This is a genomic window from Sporosarcina newyorkensis, from assembly GCF_900167515.1.
Classification (GTDB): Bacteria; Bacillota; Bacilli; order Bacillales_A; family Planococcaceae; genus Sporosarcina; species Sporosarcina newyorkensis.
In genome coordinates, this window is sequence record NZ_FUYJ01000011.1 from 44,484 (window position 1) to 62,455 (window position 17,972).

The window sequence follows — 17,972 nt, forward strand, 5'->3', positions numbered from 1 at the left end:
GGTGCTGACATGTCGAAAAAACAAGATAAGGTAAAAACTAAAAACTCATTTTTTGATCGGATGCTAAACCGCATTGAAGTCGTCGGTAACAGGTTGCCAGATCCTATCGTTTTATTTGCCATAATGGCTTTAGCTATTCTTGTCATTTCAGCCTTATCCTCTTTCTTTAACGTTTCGGCAATTAGTCCTGTAGATGGAGAGGAGATTATAGCAAAGAATCTCCTCTCAAGAGATGGAATCTTAGAGCAACTGACAGGAATGGTCAAAAACTTTAGTGACTTCCCGCCACTTGGTGCAGTTTTGGTCATCATGCTTGGTGTCGGGCTCGCAGATGAAAGTGGATACTTTAAGACATTAATGAGAAGAGCGGTACTTTCTACGCCGAAAAAGATTATCATTCCGATGATCGTCTTAATTGGTATTATTGGTAACGTCGCAGGAGATGCAACACAAGTTGTATTGCCACCACTTGCTGCAACGATTCTGATGTCTTTTGGCTATCACCCTTTTGTGGGATTAATTGCCGCATACGCATCAACGCTTGGTGCGTTTTCCGCAAATATACTTATTGGTATGACCGATACGTTAGCTGCCGGATTTACGGAAATCGGCGCACAAACTGTAGATCCTTCTTTCGTTGCGAATCCAGCAATGAACTATTACTTTATTGCCGTATCAACTTTCTTCCTACTGGCTGTTGGGACATGGGTCACTTATAAATTTACGATTCCTCGTTATGGCGCATTCGAGGGAGATATGTTGGAGAATGAGGCAATTACTCCACTTGAAAATAAAGGTTTGCGCTGGGCAAATATTTCTGTAGTGGCTGTAGTTGCAATCCTATTGATCGGCGTCATCCCAGTCAATGGATGGTTACGAAATGCAGAAACGGGTTCTATTATTCAGGACTCTCCACTTATGGCTTCAGTTGTTCCGCTAGTAATGATTTTGTTCTTAGTACCAGGCATTTTCTACGGAATTGGGGCACAAACGATTAAGAGCTCCAAGGATTTTGCACAACAAATTGGTCGTGCGATGAGCTCGATGGGACCTTACATTGTTCTTGTTTTCGTCTCTGCCCAAATGCTTGCATATTTCAACGCTAGTAATCTGGGAGCAATTATTTCAATTAAAGGGGCAAACTTTTTAGATTCTATTGGATTTAAAGGCATTCCACTATTCGTTTCTTTCATTTTGTTTGTGGCCTTGGTTAATTTATTAATTGGGAGCGCCTCTGCAAAATGGGCTATATTAGCTCCAATCTTTGTGCCAATGTTTATGTACTTGGATTATCATCCGGCATTCACACAAATGATGTACCGAATCGGTGACTCCATTACGAATCCTATAACACCGATGTTTCCATATTTAGTACTCATATTAGCATTCGCTCAGAAGTTTGATAAGAAAGCTGGGCTTGGCACATTAATTGCAGGACTGTTCCCTTACTCGGTGTTCTATGGCATCTTCTGGATTATTCTGTTAGTCGTTTGGTATTTACTGGGAATTCCAGTGGGACCGGATGCACCTATTTTTTTGAATAAGTAATATGCAGAGTGTCTCTTAGCGATGTTTACGGCCAAGAGACACTTTTTTGTCTAAAAGAATGAGGGGCTACTCTGCCTAAAGAAATTTGACGTTACATGTTGTTTCTTTGATATACTGACATAAATACAGTGGTTTTATGGGAGGTATAGAATGTTTAAAGTGGCAATTATCGGTCCGCTAGTTTCTGTCGAACGGATTCAGAGTGTAATTGAAGATTTTCCTTCACGACTGGCATTTACCTCTTTCACTTATGAAACAGCAATCGAAACTATCGATATCGTCAAGGCACAATATGATGCATTTGACTATTTTTTATTCTCTGGCCCCATTCCTTATGAACTGGCTACACGGACAGGCTTGGATTCTGCTAAATTCTTTTCCATCGTTCTGTTGGAAACTGGACTTTACAAAGCACTGCTTAATATAACGAATCAAGTAAGAAAACCAATTGAGCGATTAAGTATCGATATTATTAATACCTCGAATGTAGTCGATGCCTCTCTTAGCCAACTGAATCTCCCGGTCAAAGAAGTCTTTGTGGAGGCATTTGACGCGGCTGTCGATTATTGGTCTTTGTACGAACATCATGTCCGCTTATGGGAGTCTGGAAAGGTAGATGCCGTCTTGACATGTTATCCCGATATCATGAATGCATTACACAAAAAAGGTATCCCTGCCGATTGGATCAGTACAACAAAACTAGCGACGCGGCATGCGTTGGAAATCATCGATAACCATGCAGAAATTTCATTTTTAAAACGTTCACAAATCGGAGTGTGTATGGTACATATTGATAATCTGTTGTACGAGCATCCCACCAACCTGTCATATGATATCCAGTTCACCACACTAAAATTGAATGAGGAACTACTACTATTAAGTCGAGAAATGAACGGCTCCTTTATCAGCTATCGAGAAGGACAGTACATGATTTTCAGCTCGCGCGGAGAAATCATTGACACATTTTCTGTATTACGAGAGACAATTGGGCGACTAGAGCGTGCGTGGAATAGGAAAATCACAAGTGGTATAGGATTTGGCGACTCTGCACTAAAAGCTGAGATGCATGCAAGGAAAGCATTGCAACTTACGCAACGAGAGTCTGATACGATCATTATGGTTGATCATGAAGGAAAAGTCCTCGATTTACCAAAAGATCAATATGATGAATCTTCAGTCCACCATGAGAATTATCTGCTTGAGCTTTTGAAAGCCGAAAATATTAATATTCAATTATTTGATAGAATACGCGAAGTCATAAGACGTAAGAGATGGTCTGCTTTTACCGCAAAAGAGCTTGCGTTTGAATTAAAAATGAGTGACCGCAATACACAACGTGCGCTTCTTGCGTTAAGCACTGCAGGAATTATAAAGCAAGTCGGTGAGGAGAAAGCCGTTTCAAAAGGAAGACCAAGTAAGTTATATGCATTTAAGGAGCAGTATACTTAATTACACCTTGTCGTAATTGCGTCCAGATTTTAAATGGTGCTGAGAACTCCGTGCCGCAGACTTTATTCATCTCACCCGCCTTTAGAGATGGGAGCCAGAATAAAGATAAAAACGGCCTATTCGACAAGAGTCTCCGTCGAATAGGCCGTCCTTATGTTCCGCAATATGTCTGATAGGAGTTTCCGTTATCAGATGGTACTGTATAATCTTCTTGCTCAGCTGTATAAGCATATGGATGTTCCAGCACATGCAAGAGCTTTAAGAAAGGTTTCATATCCCCCTCTTCCGCGGCCTGTAATGCTTCTTCCACTCGATGATTTCTCGGAATAACAGAAGGATTATGCTTCTTCATTAACTGCTGGACAGCTTGTTCATTATTCGATTGACGTTGCAATCTAGCTGTCCACCGCTCTTTCCATTCCACGAATCCCGACTCTTCGAACATCTTCTCCAACCGCCCTAACGTTAATGAACGGAATGTGTTCGTATAGTCTGCCTGATGCTCTTGCATTAATGCCAATAAATCTTTCACAAGTATTTCATCTTGCTCTTCTTCATTGAATAATCCAAGTTTCGCTCTCATTCCACCCATCCAATTCGTCACATACAACTTTGCAAATTCGGACAGTTTATTCTCTGCAAGCTCCACTGCTTTCTCCTGATCGTCATGCAATAGCGGCAAAAGAGTTTCCGCTAATCGTGTCAGATTCCACTCTGCAATACCAGGCTGGTTGCGATAAGAATAGCGTCCTTGCACGTCAATCGAGCTGAAAACTGTTGTCGGCTCGTAGGTATCCATAAATGCACATGGACCATAGTCGATCGTTTCTCCACTAATCGTCATATTATCAGTATTCATCACACCATGGATGAAACCAACTAGCTGCCATTTCGCAACTAAGGAAGCTTGGCGTGCAATTACTTCTTCTAGTAAGGATAAATAAGGATTATCTTTTTTGGCTATGCTTGGATAGTGACGATTTATGGCATAGTCCGCCAAAGCACGTAAATCTTCGACTTCTTGTCGTGCAGCTGCATATTGAAACGTCCCTACACGCAAATGACTTGATGCGACTCTTGTCAATACAGCACCTGTCAATGCAGTCTCACGCAGCACCGGCTCACCTGTTACCGTAACGGCAAGACTGCGTGTCGTCGGAATACTGAGTCCATGCATAGCTTCGCTAATTAGATATTCACGAAGCATCGGACCAAGCGCTGCACGTCCATCACCGCCGCGAGAAAATGGCGTGCGACCCGAACCTTTCAACTGGATATCCATACGGTTTCCTTGAGGTGTGATCTGTTCCCCAAGAAGCATTGCGCGTCCATCACCGAGCATCGTAAAATTGCCAAACTGATGTCCTGCATACGCTTGTGCGATCGGTTCAATTCCTTCAAGCTTTTTGTTTCCTGCAAAAACGTCTATTGTTTCCGATGTCTTCAACTGCTCCACATCCAGACCAAGTGAAGAAGCGAGCGCATCATTCACGATGACGAGTTGGGGTGAACTGACAATGTTCGGTTCCACTAATGCGTAAAATGTATCGGGCAAATCACAGAAGCTGAGTTCTAAGTTCCAACCAGACAAATAATTATTCACCATAATCTCTCCTTTCATTCCGCGTGACAAACGGTATAACTATCCCTATCGTCCTTTATACAAAACAAATTGTCCACTTCCGCGATTCCGCCAAATTGTTCATTCAAGAGATGAAGTATATTGTATTTTGCACTTCTTTAAATTAATTACTCAAATATAAACCAAATTATATTCTAATCGGATGGATACTCGATAGTATTTACTAAGCTCGTATTTTGTAAGAACATTGTATCTTCTTTTAGTTTTTTGCAAATGTTCACTAAACAAAAAGAGTTGTCTAGAACGCCATGTAGACGCTTTAGACAACTCATGTCTGTTAGCTTTTCGCCAAAGAAAATCCTCTTCCTAGAATTTCAGATGCATTCAAGAACACGACAAATGAATGCGGTTCTTCTTCCTGTAGAATTTTCTTTAAATAAATCGCTTCTTGTTGCTCCACTACACATAAAATCATAGTTTTTTCTTGGTTGGCGAAACCACCGACAGACCGTACTTTCGTCAATCCCCGATCGATCTCTTCCTTAATAATCGTCTGAATTCGCTCTTCTTGCTCTGTAATAATTAACACAAGTTTCGAATGAGATGTTTGCAACTGTACAAAATCAATTACTTTACTCGTCACAAAAATCGCCATCATCGCAAATAGAGCCAACTCGAAATTAAATACAAATGCTGAGCAAATTACAACTACCCCATCTACTATGAGTTGGGCATAGCCGCTGGACAAGCCCGTATACTTTTTCACGATTTGCGCAACCGTTGCAAGCCCTCCAGTCGATCCATTCCCTCGATAAACGATACCCAGTCCCACACCTAACAGAATGCCTCCGTAGATTGCCGATAATAAAGGGTTATCGATTGTGAACGGAAGGTCTGCACTCAACCAAATCGTAAATGGCACAAAAAAAGTGCCAACTAAAGTTTTTAGACTAAAATCCTTTCCAAGAAGCGCTAGGCCGAGGAAAAATAGCGGAATATTGATCAGCCATTGCACGAACGCAGGCTCGAATCCATACAGTTCATACACAATCGTACTGATCCCTGATACTCCACCTGCTGCAAGCCTTGCAGGAAGGAAAAATATATTATAGGCCAAGCCGACAAAAACCGAGCCAATCATAATCCAAATGTACTCTGTAAGTAACTTTCTTTTTGCTGTAGAGGTCTTCAAAGTTCAATCATTCCTTTCCCAGCAGACTGATCTACCCTTGCCATTTTACCTCAAATTGAATGGCTTGGCATCTAGGCACGTTTATCTAATTTTATTTCCAATTAAAACACAGAAACATTCGTTCTGTTTTCAGCAGATAATTCTCTTTAAGCGTTATATAATGAACGCAATATAACATTGAAAAGGAGGATGAACTTATGGAAGAACGGATTCTACAATTGTTAGAAGGTTTGACTGATGGTGTTAAGACAATTAAATCGGATTAGATATTTTCAAATTAATTTGTAAGAACAAGAAAAAAGCGCAAAAGAAGAGGTATTTGCCTTCCTTCCTTTGCGTCAAAAGTTTGTGTACGGTCAAACTTGTTATCATACACTACCCATCTTACTATACTACAAAAACTTAACATGTTGAATTTAACAGTCTTTCCAACCATAGAAAATAACATATTGAGTAGGATTTGTAGAACGTCCAAATTAATTCTAAGATTTTTTCTTGCGAAGGAAACCGTTATGCGTCAGAGTTCCCCTTATTCTACTGTTATACAATAGATATACTGATATACCTTCAAAGAGTAGAATTAACACAAGAAAGTTTATGTTACTTGCATTTTAAAACGATTAGGAACATTATATTAATAGAACAACACCTGAATAATACTTTTACCGTATAATTTTAATCCGTCGTTTGGGTGTGGTTTTAAACTACTCTTAAAGGAGACTTACATCTATGATTTACTCAAATCCTAATACAGAAGGCGCAGTCGTTCAATTCAAGGAAAAATATGATAACTTTATTGGCGGGAAATGGGTCGCACCTGTAAACGGTCAATACTTTGATAATAAATCCCCTGTCACTGGAGAAGTCTTTACGAAGGCTGCTCGTTCGTCGGCAGAAGATATTGAACTAGCATTAGATGCCGCTCATGCTGCAAAAGATGCATGGGGTAAAACCTCTGCTGCGGAACGTGCAATGATTTTGAATAAAATTGCGGATCGTATGGAAGAGAATCTTGAAATGATAGCAGTAGCTGAAACTTGGGATAACGGGAAAGCAGTACGTGAAACATTAAATGCCGATATTCCACTAGCTATTGACCACTTCCGTTACTTCGCTAGCGCTATTCGTGCACAAGAAGGGCGTACATCGCAGTTAGATAACGACACAGTCGCTTACCATTTCCAAGAACCACTTGGCGTTGTCGGACAAATTATACCTTGGAACTTCCCAATTCTAATGGCTGTGTGGAAAATCGCACCAGCTTTAGCTGCCGGGAACTGTATCGTCTTAAAGCCAGCTGAACAAACGCCTGCTTCCATCATGGTACTCATGGAGTTAATCGAAGACTTACTTCCAGCAGGTGTCCTAAACATCGTCAATGGTTTCGGTGTAGAAGTAGGGAAACCGCTAGCGACAAATCCACGAATTGCGAAAATTGCATTCACAGGATCTACAGCGGTTGGTCGTCAAATTATGCAATATGCTACAGAAAATATTATTCCAGTAACGCTCGAACTGGGTGGAAAATCACCAAACGTGTTCTTTGAAGACGTAATGGCTCATGATGATGAATATTTGAATAAAGCAATTGAAGGCTTCGTAATGTTCGCCTTAAACTCAGGTGAGATTTGTACATGTCCTTCTCGTGCTTTGATCCAAGAGTCCATTTACGATGAATTCATGGAACGTGCACTTGAACGAGTAAAAGCTATTAAAATCGGCAACCCACTGGACACAGAAGTAATGATGGGTGCGCAAGCTTCTAATGAACAAAAAGAAAAAATCCTTTCATACATTAAATTGGGTACTGAAGAAGGCGCTGAATGCTTAATCGGTGGAGAAGAGAACCATTTGGGTGGCGATCTTGAGAATGGTAACTATATTAAGCCGACTGTATTCAAAGGTCACAACAAAATGCGCATCTTCCAAGAAGAAATTTTCGGACCTGTTCTTGCAGTTACGACATTCAAAGATTTCGATGAAGCAATGGAAATCGCAAACGACACACTTTACGGATTAGGTGCAGGTGTCTGGTCACGTACAGGCGATATCGCATACCGTGCAGGACGTGGCATTCAAGCAGGACGTGTATGGACAAATACGTATCATCAATATCCTGCGGGCGCTGCATTTGGCGGCTACAAATTATCGGGAATCGGACGCGAAAACCATGCAATGATGCTTGATCACTATCAACAAACTAAATGTTTATTAGTCAGCTACGATAAAAGCTCTCAAGGATTCTTCTAAATCGAAAGGATCTGTTGTTCCATGATTGAACGGGTAATAGCTACAGAAGCGGCTGTTTTATTTCTGAATACTATTAAGAATATCCATGGCTCCGTTTTACTTTATCAATCAGGCGGCTGCTGTGATGGTTCTGCGCCGATGTGCTATAAAGAAGGTGATTTCCAACTCGGTGATGCAGATGTATTACTCGGCATGATGGCCGACACACCATTTTATATGCATAAAAGTCAATATGAATATTGGAAGCATACCCAGCTCATAATCGATGCTGTACCTGGAAGAGGTGCCGAGTTTTCGCTAGATAGTATTGAAGAAACACACTTTATTACTCAATCTCGCGTGTTCACTGAAGAAGAGTATGAAGAGTTGAAAAGTCTGTTTTAACAACATAAGAGGCTGTTCTGCTAGTCGCTACAATGCGTCTACAGGACAGCCTCTATTTTTCTTAACAGATACCTATCAAGTCGTTAATAAGGCCAATTTTCAACAAGCAGATATACTCCTGTAATTAGTAAAATTGCATACATAATGAAACGGAAGGCCGTTTGGTTAATCCGATTGAACAACCGTTGCCCCAAAAACAAACCAACCACCACGATAGGCAATCCATACCCACCCGCTACCCAAATACTCTTAGCAGTCCCTACGAAAAGCACTTGGATGATCAAGCTAGTGGAATAGATAAATAAGTAAAAAGCTAATGTAGTAGCCCTCACTTTTTCTTTTAATGTATCAGCTCCTGAAAAATAAACCAAAATCGGAGGTCCCGGCATGCCGATACTGGCTGTCAGTGCCCCTGAAATGCCGCCTACTACTAAGTCCTTGCTTTTAGTTAGAGCTATTCTAAAATTGAATAGCAATAGAATCGTAACTGCGAGAAGAAATAGACCTATCCCTAACTTTAATTGTCTCATATCCAATAACGCGAAAATTAGAATGCCCACGGGTAAAGCAGCAGTACTTCCGATTACAAATCTCTTTAGTATTCCCAAGTCAATATCTTGCCTGATTTTTAGGATCAAGACGCTAGAAATGACTAATGATAATAGTAAGTTCAACTGGATCGCTTCAAGCGGTTCGAACAAGAAGAGAAGAAATGGAGTCGCCAAAATGGAGAATCCAAATCCTGTACTAGTTTGAAGAATCGATGCGACTAAAACTATAAGAATAAATATAAAAGTCTCCATACAACACCTACAATCTTTTTTTACTATGCTACAGCTTTCTTATGTTGATGTATATTCTACCATTTCTATGTATGTTTATTTGCTGACCCCTAAACTTTATTAGAAAGTGATGCTTTTAAAAACACCAGATTTCCTATATCCTAAACCAATAAATCTCACAACGTTAGGAAGGTCTAGACAATGCAAAAAACACAAGGATATGCAGCTTCCCGAGCGAAGACGTTCGATCTGATACTAACTTCCATGCTTGCTTCACTCGTATTTGTTGCGACTCTCTTACTCAATATTAAGTTGCCAATTGGAAATGGCGGATTGATTCATCTCGGTACCGCTATGCTGTTCATAGCTTCTATCTTATTCGGACCTAAAAAAGGTGCGCTCGCAGGAGCTATTGGAATGGGCCTGTTTGATTTGATTAGCGGCTGGACGTTATGGGCACCTATCACTTTTTTGACACGCGGTTTACAAGGTTATATCGTGGGAAAAATTGCTTGGTCGAACGGTCGTAAAGGAACCAGCCTCAAGTTTAACTTGCTAGCTATGACCGTGTCTGTTCCCATAACGATTGCTGGTTATTATATTGGCGAACGAATTTTATATAACAGTTGGATCATCCCATTGGCATCGATTCCTGGTGATATCGTCCAATGTATTGTGGGAATTGCGATTGCAATTCCGGTTTGTGCGATGCTGAAAAAAGTACAGTTTTTTAAATAACAAAAAGAGTTCCTGCGCTGTAAAGTCTCAAGCGCAAGAACTCTTTTTCTATCAATCGACCATCCGCTTTCGATAAATAGCAGCCGTCAGCATGCATAGGATAATAGTCCATGCAAGTATGATGAGTAACTCTATCAGGACATCCCCGAAACCACCGCCTGCTTCGACTTTTACAGCCAATTCTATCAGCTGAATATTTGGCAAGTACATCCCCATTTTTAAGAACGGATACTGATCCACAAATGTTGGAAGAAACGTTCCCATTGAGAAAACCGCAACTACAGGCATTACAATAACAGATGCTTCCATAACAGATTTTGAAAAGAGACCGAGTAATGTACCGACTGCAATGTAAAAGAAAGAAGATAAAATGAATGCCAGCGCAATAACACCAATATTTGCAGGTCTATAATCAGCTAAGTAGGCTGTTATAGAGACAGTAATCATCGTCAAGATAAATGTGAGTAAGCTTTTCCCGCCAAGGATTTCAGTTGTGCTTGCAGGTGAAAGCATAAGACCACGCAATGTGTTTTTCTCTTTTTCTTCTGCGATTAAACAACACTGTACGAATGTCGCAATCATCACAAATGCCAAGTTAATGAGCATATAATGTGCCTCAATTGAATTCACTCCCCCACGTCCATAGAATGCCCCTAATCCAATAGGCATAATGAGAACTGTAGAAACTGCCAAGTTCCGTGAAAAGTCTTTAAAGTCTTTCTGCAATATCGCATTCATTCGTCTCAATGAAATCATCATGCCAATTTCCTCCCTGTCACTTGCACAAAAATTTCCCCTAAAGTTGGTTCATTTGAATGGATTGTTACTACCTGATTTGTATTCATATATTCAAACAAGCGATCTGCTCCTTCGGTTCCCGCAGGCAAAACTACTTTCTCTTCTGTCATCAGCTCTACTGTGATTGTAGAATCGGAATAGCGCTTTTTTAGCTTATCCGGTGTATCCAGTAATTGGATAGAACCTTTATTTAAAAAGGCTACACGATCACATAAGAGTTCAGCTTCCTGCATGTCATGCGTTGTCAGGAAAATGGTCGTACCCTTTGCATTGAGCGCACGCAACCCTTCATGGATATGAAGAGAATTTGTCGGATCAAGTGCAGACGTCGGTTCGTCCAGGAAAAGCAACTCCGGTTCGTGAATCAACGCTCTCGCAAGCGTCACTCGCTGTGCCATCCCTTTAGATAAAGTGGAGACTCTTTTGTTTTTTTCCTTCTTTAAATTGACAGTGTCCAATACTTCATCAATTTTTGAGTACGGTATGTTATATAACTCACAGTATAATTTCAAATTATCATGAATAGATAATCTCTCATACAGTCCGCTGTTATCGGTAAGCACACCGAAACGGCTGCGAAATTTTGGTTTCTTCAGCTGTGAAACGGACTGATTGAAAACAACTGCTGTTCCGTTCGTTGGTGTTACTTGCCCAGTTAGTATTTTAATAGTTGTTGTTTTACCCGATCCACTGGGACCTAGAAAACCAAAAATTTCTCCCTTCTTAACATGAAAATTCAACCCCTCAATTGCTGTTTGATTTCCAAATACTTTTGCTAGCCCCTTCACCTCAATAATGTTATCCATTTCCTTCCTCCTCGTGTATAACTTTGCAAGTATCTGCTCTTCACACCTTTAGAATACGTAAAAGAAAAGTGGACTGCATCATATTTCAAATGAAAAGAGGCTAGTAAAGGGTGAATGGGACAATATCAAAGTTGAATGAATCGTCAATTTTGTATAGTTACAGCTGACTCTCTGAAATAAGCTCCTATTCTGTTAGTCCAAATACTATTTTCATGTTATTCCCCGGGAAATAACACTTATTTCGACAACATTAGAGCCCTAGCATCTCTTTTAGTTCTACCATCTTAGACTTCGATAATGGAATTGTCGATTTTTGAGTATCATCCAACACGAGACTGTAACTATTCCTAGTCCATGTAATCACTTCGCGTACTTTCTGTAAATTTACAATGTACGATCTATGGCAGCGGAAAAAACCAAATGGCAGTAACCGTGCTTCCAATTCAGTCAGTGTAGAAACGGATGGGAAGGACTCTCCTTTTATATGCAAAAGAGAGAGTCCTTCATTGCTTTCAATATAGTCAATTTCAGGTGGATCAAACAAGACAATTTTTTCATTGATTTTCGTTGGAATTTTTTCGAAACGAACAGGCAGTACCGAATCTGCAACCAATGGCTTTTCCTCAATCAGAGTGGCTCGATCTTCAATGGCTTCCTGTGTATGAATTGAATGTAGCCCATTTTCATCCAATCTGAGGACTCTATCAGATGTAGTAACAGCACTTTCCATATTACCCGTTAGAATTAAGACACTGCGATTCTGCTGTTTCAATCTTTGAAGTATTGATACAAAAATCCGTTTCGATTCCAAATCAAGGTTCTGATCTGCTTCTTCAAATATGTAAATATCCGGATCCCTAATAAGTAAGCAGGCCAGCTGGACACGTTTTCTTTCCGAGTAGGATAATTGCTTTATCTTTACCTTTCGCTTTGAATCTAATTGTACGGCTTGTATTACATCGTCTTTGAGTACGTTTGATGTATAAAGATCTTTTATAAAACTAATCATTTCCTCAATGGACAATCGCTCATATAGACCATCCTGAAGAAAAAGAATCCCGACCTTCTGCCTATTATTGGAGATCTTACTATCGTCTACTCTAATTTCTCCATTTGAAAGCCTCGTTTTCTCTAAAAGTAATTCTATCAGCTGTTCTCGAACATTTACGCTCGAATAGACAGCCACTATATCCCCCGGATCGACTGATAAGTCAAATGAAGGAAAGATAACAGAATCGTGAATCCGTTTTTCCGCGTTAATAAAGTGAAGTGACATGAATAAACCCTCATTTCATGAATTATCTATCATATTCATTCTATATTATCATTGAGTAAAATCCCACTTCATTGTGTGAACAGTTCTGTCGTTAACTATTTTATAACTAAACCCAATCTACCTTGCAGTGAAAGCGGTGTCGACTGGCAACAATTAAAAAAGCCCTGTGCGATAGATATCGTCACAGAGCTCTAGTTTGTTTCTTATTTAATTATGAACGACTTCTTTTTCAGTCAGGCCTAATGTTTTAGCTGTAGAAGCATGAATCTCCTTCAGAAGCTCAGGATTCTCAACCAATGACTTGCCGTAAGAAGGAATCATTTCTTTCAATCTTGGTTCCCATTCGTCTATCTGCTCAGGGAAACATTTTTGCATAAGATCCAACATTACTGCTACTGCAGTGGATGCTCCTGGAGAAGCTCCAAGTAACGCAGCAACTGAACCGTCCGCATCTGTTACTAATTCTGTACCAAACTGAAGGGTTCCTTTACCGTTCTCTGTATCCTTAATAACTTGAACACGCTGGCCTGCAGTCCACAAATCCCAATCTTCACTTTTTGCATCTGGAATAAAATCACGTAATTCATTCATACGCTGTTCTTTTGTTTGCATGACTTGTTCGATTAAATATTTAGTCAAGGACATGTTTTTCGCACCACATGCAAGCATTGTCGTCACGTTATTCGGTTTTACAGAACCGATCAAGTCTAGCATTGAACCCGTTTTCAAGAACTTCGGTGAGAAGCCTGCAAACGGTCCAAATAGTAAGGACTTTTCATTGTCGATATAGCGTGTGTCTAAATGCGGAACCGACATTGGAGGCGCACCGACTTTTGCTTTACCGTATACTTTGGCATGATGCTGCGCAATCACATCTGGATTTTTACAGACCATGAAAATACCGCTAATTGGGAAGCCGCCAATATGCTTGCTTTCCGGAATTCCTGTCTTTTGCAGCAACGGAAGGCTTCCGCCACCACCGCCGATGAAAACAAATTTAGCCTTATGATACTCAAGTTTGCCGTCTTGATTATTTTTTATTTTTAATTCCCATTCGCCATCACTAGTACGTTTAATATCTTCTACTTGATGACCATAGTTAATTTCAACGTCTACTTTATTCATGTGTTCAATCAGCATCCGTGTCAATGCTCCAAAGTTTACGTCTGTTCCTGAGTCAATTTTAGTTGCTGCAATTGATTCATTCACTTGACGATTCTTCATAATAAGCGGAATCCATTCTTTTAGTTTTTCCGGATCCTCAGAAAATTCCATTCCTTCAAACAATGGATTCGCAGTCATCGCTTCGACTCGTTTTTTTAGATATGTTACATTATCTTCGCCTTGAACTAAACTCATATGAGGTAATGGCATAATAAACTGTTCTGGATTTTTAATTAGCTTTTTATCAACTAAATGAGACCAAAATTGCATCGATAATTGGAACTGCTCATTTACTTTCACAGCTTTTGTAATATCGATAGAACCATCCGCTTTTTCGGAAGTGTAGTTTAGTTCACACAAAGCTGCGTGTCCTGTTCCCGCATTGTTTAGCTCATGAGAACTTTCTTCTCCTGCTTTATCCAGCTTTTCAAACAATGTGATCTTCCAATCTGGCGCTAGCTCCTTAAGCATTGTCCCCAGCGTCGCACTCATAATTCCGGCACCTATTAAGATAACATCTGATTTTGTTTGTCTATTACTCATTTTGACCTTCCTTATATGTGAAATTTACAGAAATGTAAATGTTCCTAAATAAGGCGTCACAGCAAACATGGCGCGTCCTAGGAGCATTTTTTCTGTCTTAGTTTGACCATACATCTACTACTATCTTTTCTATTATACCTTAAATGCAACTAGGATTAAAGAGACTTGTTTAATTGTAAGGAATTAGATAGAAAAATGTCGGAATTTCGGTGTGTTTATTAAAATTCGTGACATTTTCCTTATTTGAATCTGTTATTTTCACAGTGGAATCTTAATTATTTTATTGTACTCTTTTTCATAATGAAGGCCTTCAACCAAGAAGGCATCTGGCAGTTGATTTGTATCGAATAGTAGGATTCGTTCTTTGTACTCCTTACCTTTTTCATCCGTTACATAATTCTGTCTCAATGTCGTTTGCAAAGGAACTTTATGGTCATCAATTTGCACAGCAACGTTATCCAACAGGATATTTCCATCTGTTGCTACTATAATTTCTAAGCCCTCCGATGTCACTTCTACTTTCCGGATATTTACTTCCTCACCTTCAAGATCAGCAGACATTTCTTCTCTAGAAGTTAGAATTATTGTTTCATCCACATGCTTATATCCAACAAACCTGTCTACTGCAAGTGCAAGAGAATTAAGACCTTCCGGCAAAGCATCAAAATCAATTGTAAATATATCGCCGTTGAATGCCGATGAAACACTGCCACTTATCTGATCCATCGGCACCCCATTGACCAACAACTTCACTCCGTCAAATCCTAAGGGAATCCGATCAAAATTATCAACTTTTAATTTACCTTTGATTGTCGTTTGACTGGGCGTTGCCGTAATAGAATCAAAGCGAATACTTCCTTGATCCACTTGGACGTTCTTTTTTATGGCTTTCTTCAGTTCTGTTTGCATCGCAGCTTTTGGATCATATGGAAATGTGATCTCAAACCAGTCCTGTATGTTAGAGTCATGAAATTCTAATGTCAGCTTTTTCGCGAATGGACTCACCGGCTCGAACGTCTGCATTCCTTTTAGCTCCGTTCCTTCCTCATTCATAGAGGATGTACCGAAGCGCGAAGAAGAGTTTGTAAATAGACCAGTCAATTTCATTAACGAAATATCTTCCCCTAAGCCTTCAGGATTGCTGAGTGTATAATAAAGTACCAATTGGTTTTCATCTGTCATGAGACCTTCCAGCCTCAATTCAGTTCCATCAGTCAGCATTATTTTTCGATCAATAGACTGTCCTTTGTCCGACTCATTTAATTGGGCGAGCGTAGCAGGCATGATTTCTTCAAAACCAAGCAGTTTTTTTCCGTAATAAGCAAACGCATCATATTGATAGCCAACCACAAAGAGAATGAGCAATGCAGCCACCACGGAAACCCACTTTGGTATACGTTTTCTTTGTCGTTTCGGTATTTTCTCCAATGCCGTACGTAGCCTTTCTTCCAATTCTTTTGGGGCTGTCGTCTTTTCTAAACGTCTTTTCTCTTCCGCCAATTGCCGCTCCAGTTCACTCATCGAATCCACCCCTTGCTTGTTCACGCATTTTTTTCAATCCATTAAAGACTCTCGACTTCACTGTTCCTATAGAGGTTTGTGTCATCATTGCGATTGTTTCGTAATCTAAATCGTGAAAGTATTTTAACTCGATTGCTTCCCTTTGCTGTGCATTCACTCGCAGCAACAGATCTTGTATATCCATGCGTTGTTCTGTTTGCTCGAAAGGATTTTGGACAGCAGATGAATCAGAGTGAGATTCAATTGCTTCCCAATTGTCAATCAGCGTAACCTTATTTACTTTGCGAAGCATTTGTTTGCATTGATTCACTAAAATTGTCTTACTCCAGCTATAGAAGGCGTCGTTTTTCTCAAGTTGCTGTATGTTCCGATACAAACTAACAATCATTTCTTCCATAGCGTCCATGGCATCATGTAAATTACCCATATATTTGAGAGCCAGTCGATAATACTCATCTTGTTGCTCAGTAATTAATTGCAACAAAGCTTCTTTACTGCCTTTTTTCGCTTTTTTCACTAACCGAACGACCCTCATGTTCTCACCTCTCGCTTATAAGAGTCATCATAGCAGCCAAAAGTTCATTTTAATTAGAAAAACCGTTCTGCCAAGGTAGGCGAACGGTTTGTTTATATATAAAGATTACTTCTACTTCAACAACTCTTCCGGAATCAATTTAAATCCTTCAATGATCGTATCTTCCTCTACCTCGATTAAAATACAGCGTTTTCCATCATAATTCACTTGTTTGACGTACTTCAAATCTTGCGGACTGATCGAGATATTGGCTACTTTTGTTTCAATCTTGATCGACTTGGATGTGTAGCTCGGAACAATATGGGTTGCTTTCATTTCATACAATTCATCATCAACTACAGTTTCAAAAGCTGTCTTCACTTGTTCAGCGTCTACATAATCTACACCGCTCATCTTCAGTACGCGCTCCATCTGATGCTTGTCCAAAGCAGGTGGTTCTTCTGGTTCTTCCTCTTCTTCATCCACTTCCGTCAAGCGATGTACTGCTTCGTACACGTTGGCGAGAGTTTGCGAATCCACTTCCTCCCCCACCACTTGTTTAACGATCTCTTCAAATACGGCTTTATCATCTGCCGCCGTCATGATCTCTTCTCCATTTAATACTTCTTCAATGAAGCGGTAATCCGGCTTGTTCGCCTTACCTGCTGCATACAAAATATGATTGACGTCTGCTGCATTGTCTGTGAAGCTAGGAAATAAAAATCCTCCAATAGGAGAGGCAAGATTTATGATTGGATCAACCATCTCACTCGACTTAAATTCCCTTCCAATGAAATCAAATACAAGCGAGCGTTTCGGTAAGTCCGTCTGATTCATGCTGCAAAGAATAAAAGGAGTCGTGAACACTTCGTCTCGTGCATCGACTTCTGATTCTTCACTAGCACGCTTCGTCTTTTTGAAATACTTCCCCCGAATAAACGTAACAACAAGATCTTTTTCATATTGAACGTCCTTCACCATCTTCAATGCGAGTTGCTGCATTTCGTCTTTCCATTCATCTGCTTCTTCCGCCTGAAGACCGTCATACAAAAGTTGCTGTGCGTGGTCGGGTTGTTCTTCTGTTTGACGTTCGAATTTCACTTCAAACAATTTCATACCCAGCTTTCCACCTAATACTTTTTTGAAGTTTGTTAGAAACAATTCCTGTTGCTCGCGATCCAACAAAGGAAATGCTTGGCTTTCCTCATGATAGATCTCACTGCTCTCTTGCCTAATATAGATATTATAAATATCCGTGATCGTCAAAAGATCTGAATCCAGCTTAAATCTTTTCCTAATGTCCGCAATATCTTTTTTATTCATCTACTTTCCAACTCCCTCGTTAATCCAACCATTAATTACCGACTGAAATAAAAGACACAAAAACGTCACTTATGTAAAAAAAATTGACCATATATAATTACA

The 17,972-nt window shown here is 39.9% G+C and carries 15 protein-coding genes; 5 read left to right on the forward strand and 10 right to left on the reverse strand.

The genetic code is table 11. The features are described 5' to 3' along the window. Positions 1-9 precede the first annotated feature (9 nt). Entirely contained in the window at positions 10-1,548 is a 1,539-nt protein-coding gene (locus B5D59_RS16725) for an AbgT family transporter (protein ID WP_078818731.1), read from the forward strand. Between the two features lie 150 nt (positions 1,549-1,698). Then, positions 1,699-2,997 (forward strand): hypothetical protein, encoded by a 1,299-nt coding sequence (locus B5D59_RS16730; protein WP_078818732.1) that lies wholly within the window; start codon positions 1,699-1,701, stop codon positions 2,995-2,997. Positions 2,998-3,148: 151 nt separating this feature from the next. On the opposite strand, the gene B5D59_RS16735 is transcribed toward B5D59_RS16730, so the two are convergent. Both B5D59_RS16735 and B5D59_RS16740 read right to left on the reverse strand, forming a co-directional pair. Next, complete coding sequence (locus B5D59_RS16735; protein WP_078818733.1) at positions 3,149-4,603, reverse strand: protein adenylyltransferase SelO; 1,455 nt, start codon at positions 4,601-4,603, stop codon at positions 3,149-3,151. Positions 4,604-4,916: 313 nt separating this feature from the next. Beyond that, positions 4,917-5,771, reverse strand: coding sequence for a YitT family protein (locus B5D59_RS16740; RefSeq protein WP_078818734.1), 855 nt, complete (start codon positions 5,769-5,771; stop codon positions 4,917-4,919). Between the two features lie 729 nt (positions 5,772-6,500). Here B5D59_RS16740 and exaC point away from each other — a divergent pair. Further along, on the forward strand, positions 6,501-8,021 hold the full coding sequence (gene exaC, locus B5D59_RS16745) for an acetaldehyde dehydrogenase ExaC (protein ID WP_009499279.1): 1,521 nt from the start codon (positions 6,501-6,503) through the stop codon (positions 8,019-8,021). Positions 8,022-8,042: 21 nt separating this feature from the next. Then, positions 8,043-8,405 (forward strand): DUF779 domain-containing protein, encoded by a 363-nt coding sequence (locus B5D59_RS16750; RefSeq protein WP_009499280.1) that lies wholly within the window; start codon positions 8,043-8,045, stop codon positions 8,403-8,405. Between the two features lie 83 nt (positions 8,406-8,488). Here the strand turns inward: B5D59_RS16750 and B5D59_RS16755 are convergent, their stop codons facing one another. Beyond that, positions 8,489-9,208: a sulfite exporter TauE/SafE family protein gene (locus B5D59_RS16755; RefSeq protein WP_009499281.1), complete on the reverse strand. Its 720-nt coding sequence runs from the start codon at positions 9,206-9,208 to the stop codon at positions 8,489-8,491. 180 nt (positions 9,209-9,388) lie between these two features. Here B5D59_RS16755 and B5D59_RS16760 point away from each other — a divergent pair, with 180 nt between their 5' ends. Then, the gene (locus B5D59_RS16760) at positions 9,389-9,925 is read left to right on the forward strand and encodes an ECF transporter S component (RefSeq protein WP_078818735.1); all 537 of its coding nucleotides are present in this window, start codon (positions 9,389-9,391) and stop codon (positions 9,923-9,925) included. A 51-nt stretch (positions 9,926-9,976) separates the two neighbouring features. On the opposite strand, the gene B5D59_RS16765 is transcribed toward B5D59_RS16760, so the two are convergent. The 7 genes from B5D59_RS16765 to B5D59_RS16795 all read right to left on the reverse strand — a co-directional run bounded on the left by B5D59_RS16765 (position 9,977) and on the right by B5D59_RS16795 (position 17,870). Continuing rightward, on the reverse strand, positions 9,977-10,684 hold the full coding sequence (locus tag B5D59_RS16765) for an ABC transporter permease (RefSeq protein ID WP_009499283.1): 708 nt from the start codon (positions 10,682-10,684) through the stop codon (positions 9,977-9,979). Next, the gene (locus B5D59_RS16770; protein ID WP_009499284.1) at positions 10,681-11,529 is read right to left on the reverse strand and encodes an ABC transporter ATP-binding protein; all 849 of its coding nucleotides are present in this window, start codon (positions 11,527-11,529) and stop codon (positions 10,681-10,683) included. Before B5D59_RS16770 ends, B5D59_RS16765 begins: the two co-directional genes overlap by 4 nt. Positions 11,530-11,779: 250 nt before the next feature. Next, complete coding sequence (locus B5D59_RS16775) at positions 11,780-12,805, reverse strand: LytTR family transcriptional regulator DNA-binding domain-containing protein (RefSeq protein ID WP_078818736.1); 1,026 nt, start codon at positions 12,803-12,805, stop codon at positions 11,780-11,782. 207 nt (positions 12,806-13,012) lie between these two features. Further along, positions 13,013-14,512, reverse strand: a complete 1,500-nt coding sequence (locus B5D59_RS16780) for a malate:quinone oxidoreductase (RefSeq protein WP_078818737.1) — start codon at positions 14,510-14,512, stop codon at positions 13,013-13,015. 258 nt (positions 14,513-14,770) lie between these two features. Then, the gene (locus B5D59_RS16785) at positions 14,771-16,033 is read right to left on the reverse strand and encodes a DUF4179 domain-containing protein (RefSeq protein WP_078818738.1); all 1,263 of its coding nucleotides are present in this window, start codon (positions 16,031-16,033) and stop codon (positions 14,771-14,773) included. Next, entirely contained in the window at positions 16,026-16,568 is a 543-nt protein-coding gene (locus B5D59_RS16790; RefSeq protein ID WP_078818739.1) for an RNA polymerase sigma factor, read from the reverse strand. Before B5D59_RS16790 ends, B5D59_RS16785 begins: the two co-directional genes overlap by 8 nt. Positions 16,569-16,679: 111 nt before the next feature. Further along, entirely contained in the window at positions 16,680-17,870 is a 1,191-nt protein-coding gene (locus B5D59_RS16795) for a DUF4317 domain-containing protein (protein ID WP_078818740.1), read from the reverse strand. Positions 17,871-17,972 lie beyond the last annotated feature (102 nt).

Bases quoted from the DNA above. Each gene is read 5' to 3' on its own strand.
- B5D59_RS16780 (WP_078818737.1), bottom strand. From the start codon at position 14,512: ATGAGTAATAGACAAACAAAATCAGATGTTATCTTAATAGGTGCCGGA.
- exaC (WP_009499279.1), top strand. From the start codon at position 6,501: ATGATTTACTCAAATCCTAATACAGAAGGCGCAGTCGTTCAATTCAAG.
- B5D59_RS16770 (WP_009499284.1), bottom strand. From the start codon at position 11,529: ATGGATAACATTATTGAGGTGAAGGGGCTAGCAAAAGTATTTGGAAAT.
- B5D59_RS16735 (WP_078818733.1), bottom strand. From the start codon at position 4,603: ATGGTGAATAATTATTTGTCTGGTTGGAACTTAGAACTCAGCTTCTGT.
- B5D59_RS16795 (WP_078818740.1), bottom strand. From the start codon at position 17,870: ATGAATAAAAAAGATATTGCGGACATTAGGAAAAGATTTAAGCTGGAT.
- B5D59_RS16790 (WP_078818739.1), bottom strand. From the start codon at position 16,568: ATGAGGGTCGTTCGGTTAGTGAAAAAAGCGAAAAAAGGCAGTAAAGAA.
- B5D59_RS16765 (WP_009499283.1), bottom strand. From the start codon at position 10,684: ATGATGATTTCATTGAGACGAATGAATGCGATATTGCAGAAAGACTTT.
- B5D59_RS16785 (WP_078818738.1), bottom strand. From the start codon at position 16,033: ATGAGTGAACTGGAGCGGCAATTGGCGGAAGAGAAAAGACGTTTAGAA.
- B5D59_RS16730 (WP_078818732.1), top strand. From the start codon at position 1,699: ATGTTTAAAGTGGCAATTATCGGTCCGCTAGTTTCTGTCGAACGGATT.
- B5D59_RS16725 (WP_078818731.1), top strand. From the start codon at position 10: ATGTCGAAAAAACAAGATAAGGTAAAAACTAAAAACTCATTTTTTGAT.
- B5D59_RS16775 (WP_078818736.1), bottom strand. From the start codon at position 12,805: ATGTCACTTCACTTTATTAACGCGGAAAAACGGATTCACGATTCTGTT.
- B5D59_RS16750 (WP_009499280.1), top strand. From the start codon at position 8,043: ATGATTGAACGGGTAATAGCTACAGAAGCGGCTGTTTTATTTCTGAAT.
- B5D59_RS16755 (WP_009499281.1), bottom strand. From the start codon at position 9,208: ATGGAGACTTTTATATTTATTCTTATAGTTTTAGTCGCATCGATTCTT.
- B5D59_RS16760 (WP_078818735.1), top strand. From the start codon at position 9,389: ATGCAAAAAACACAAGGATATGCAGCTTCCCGAGCGAAGACGTTCGAT.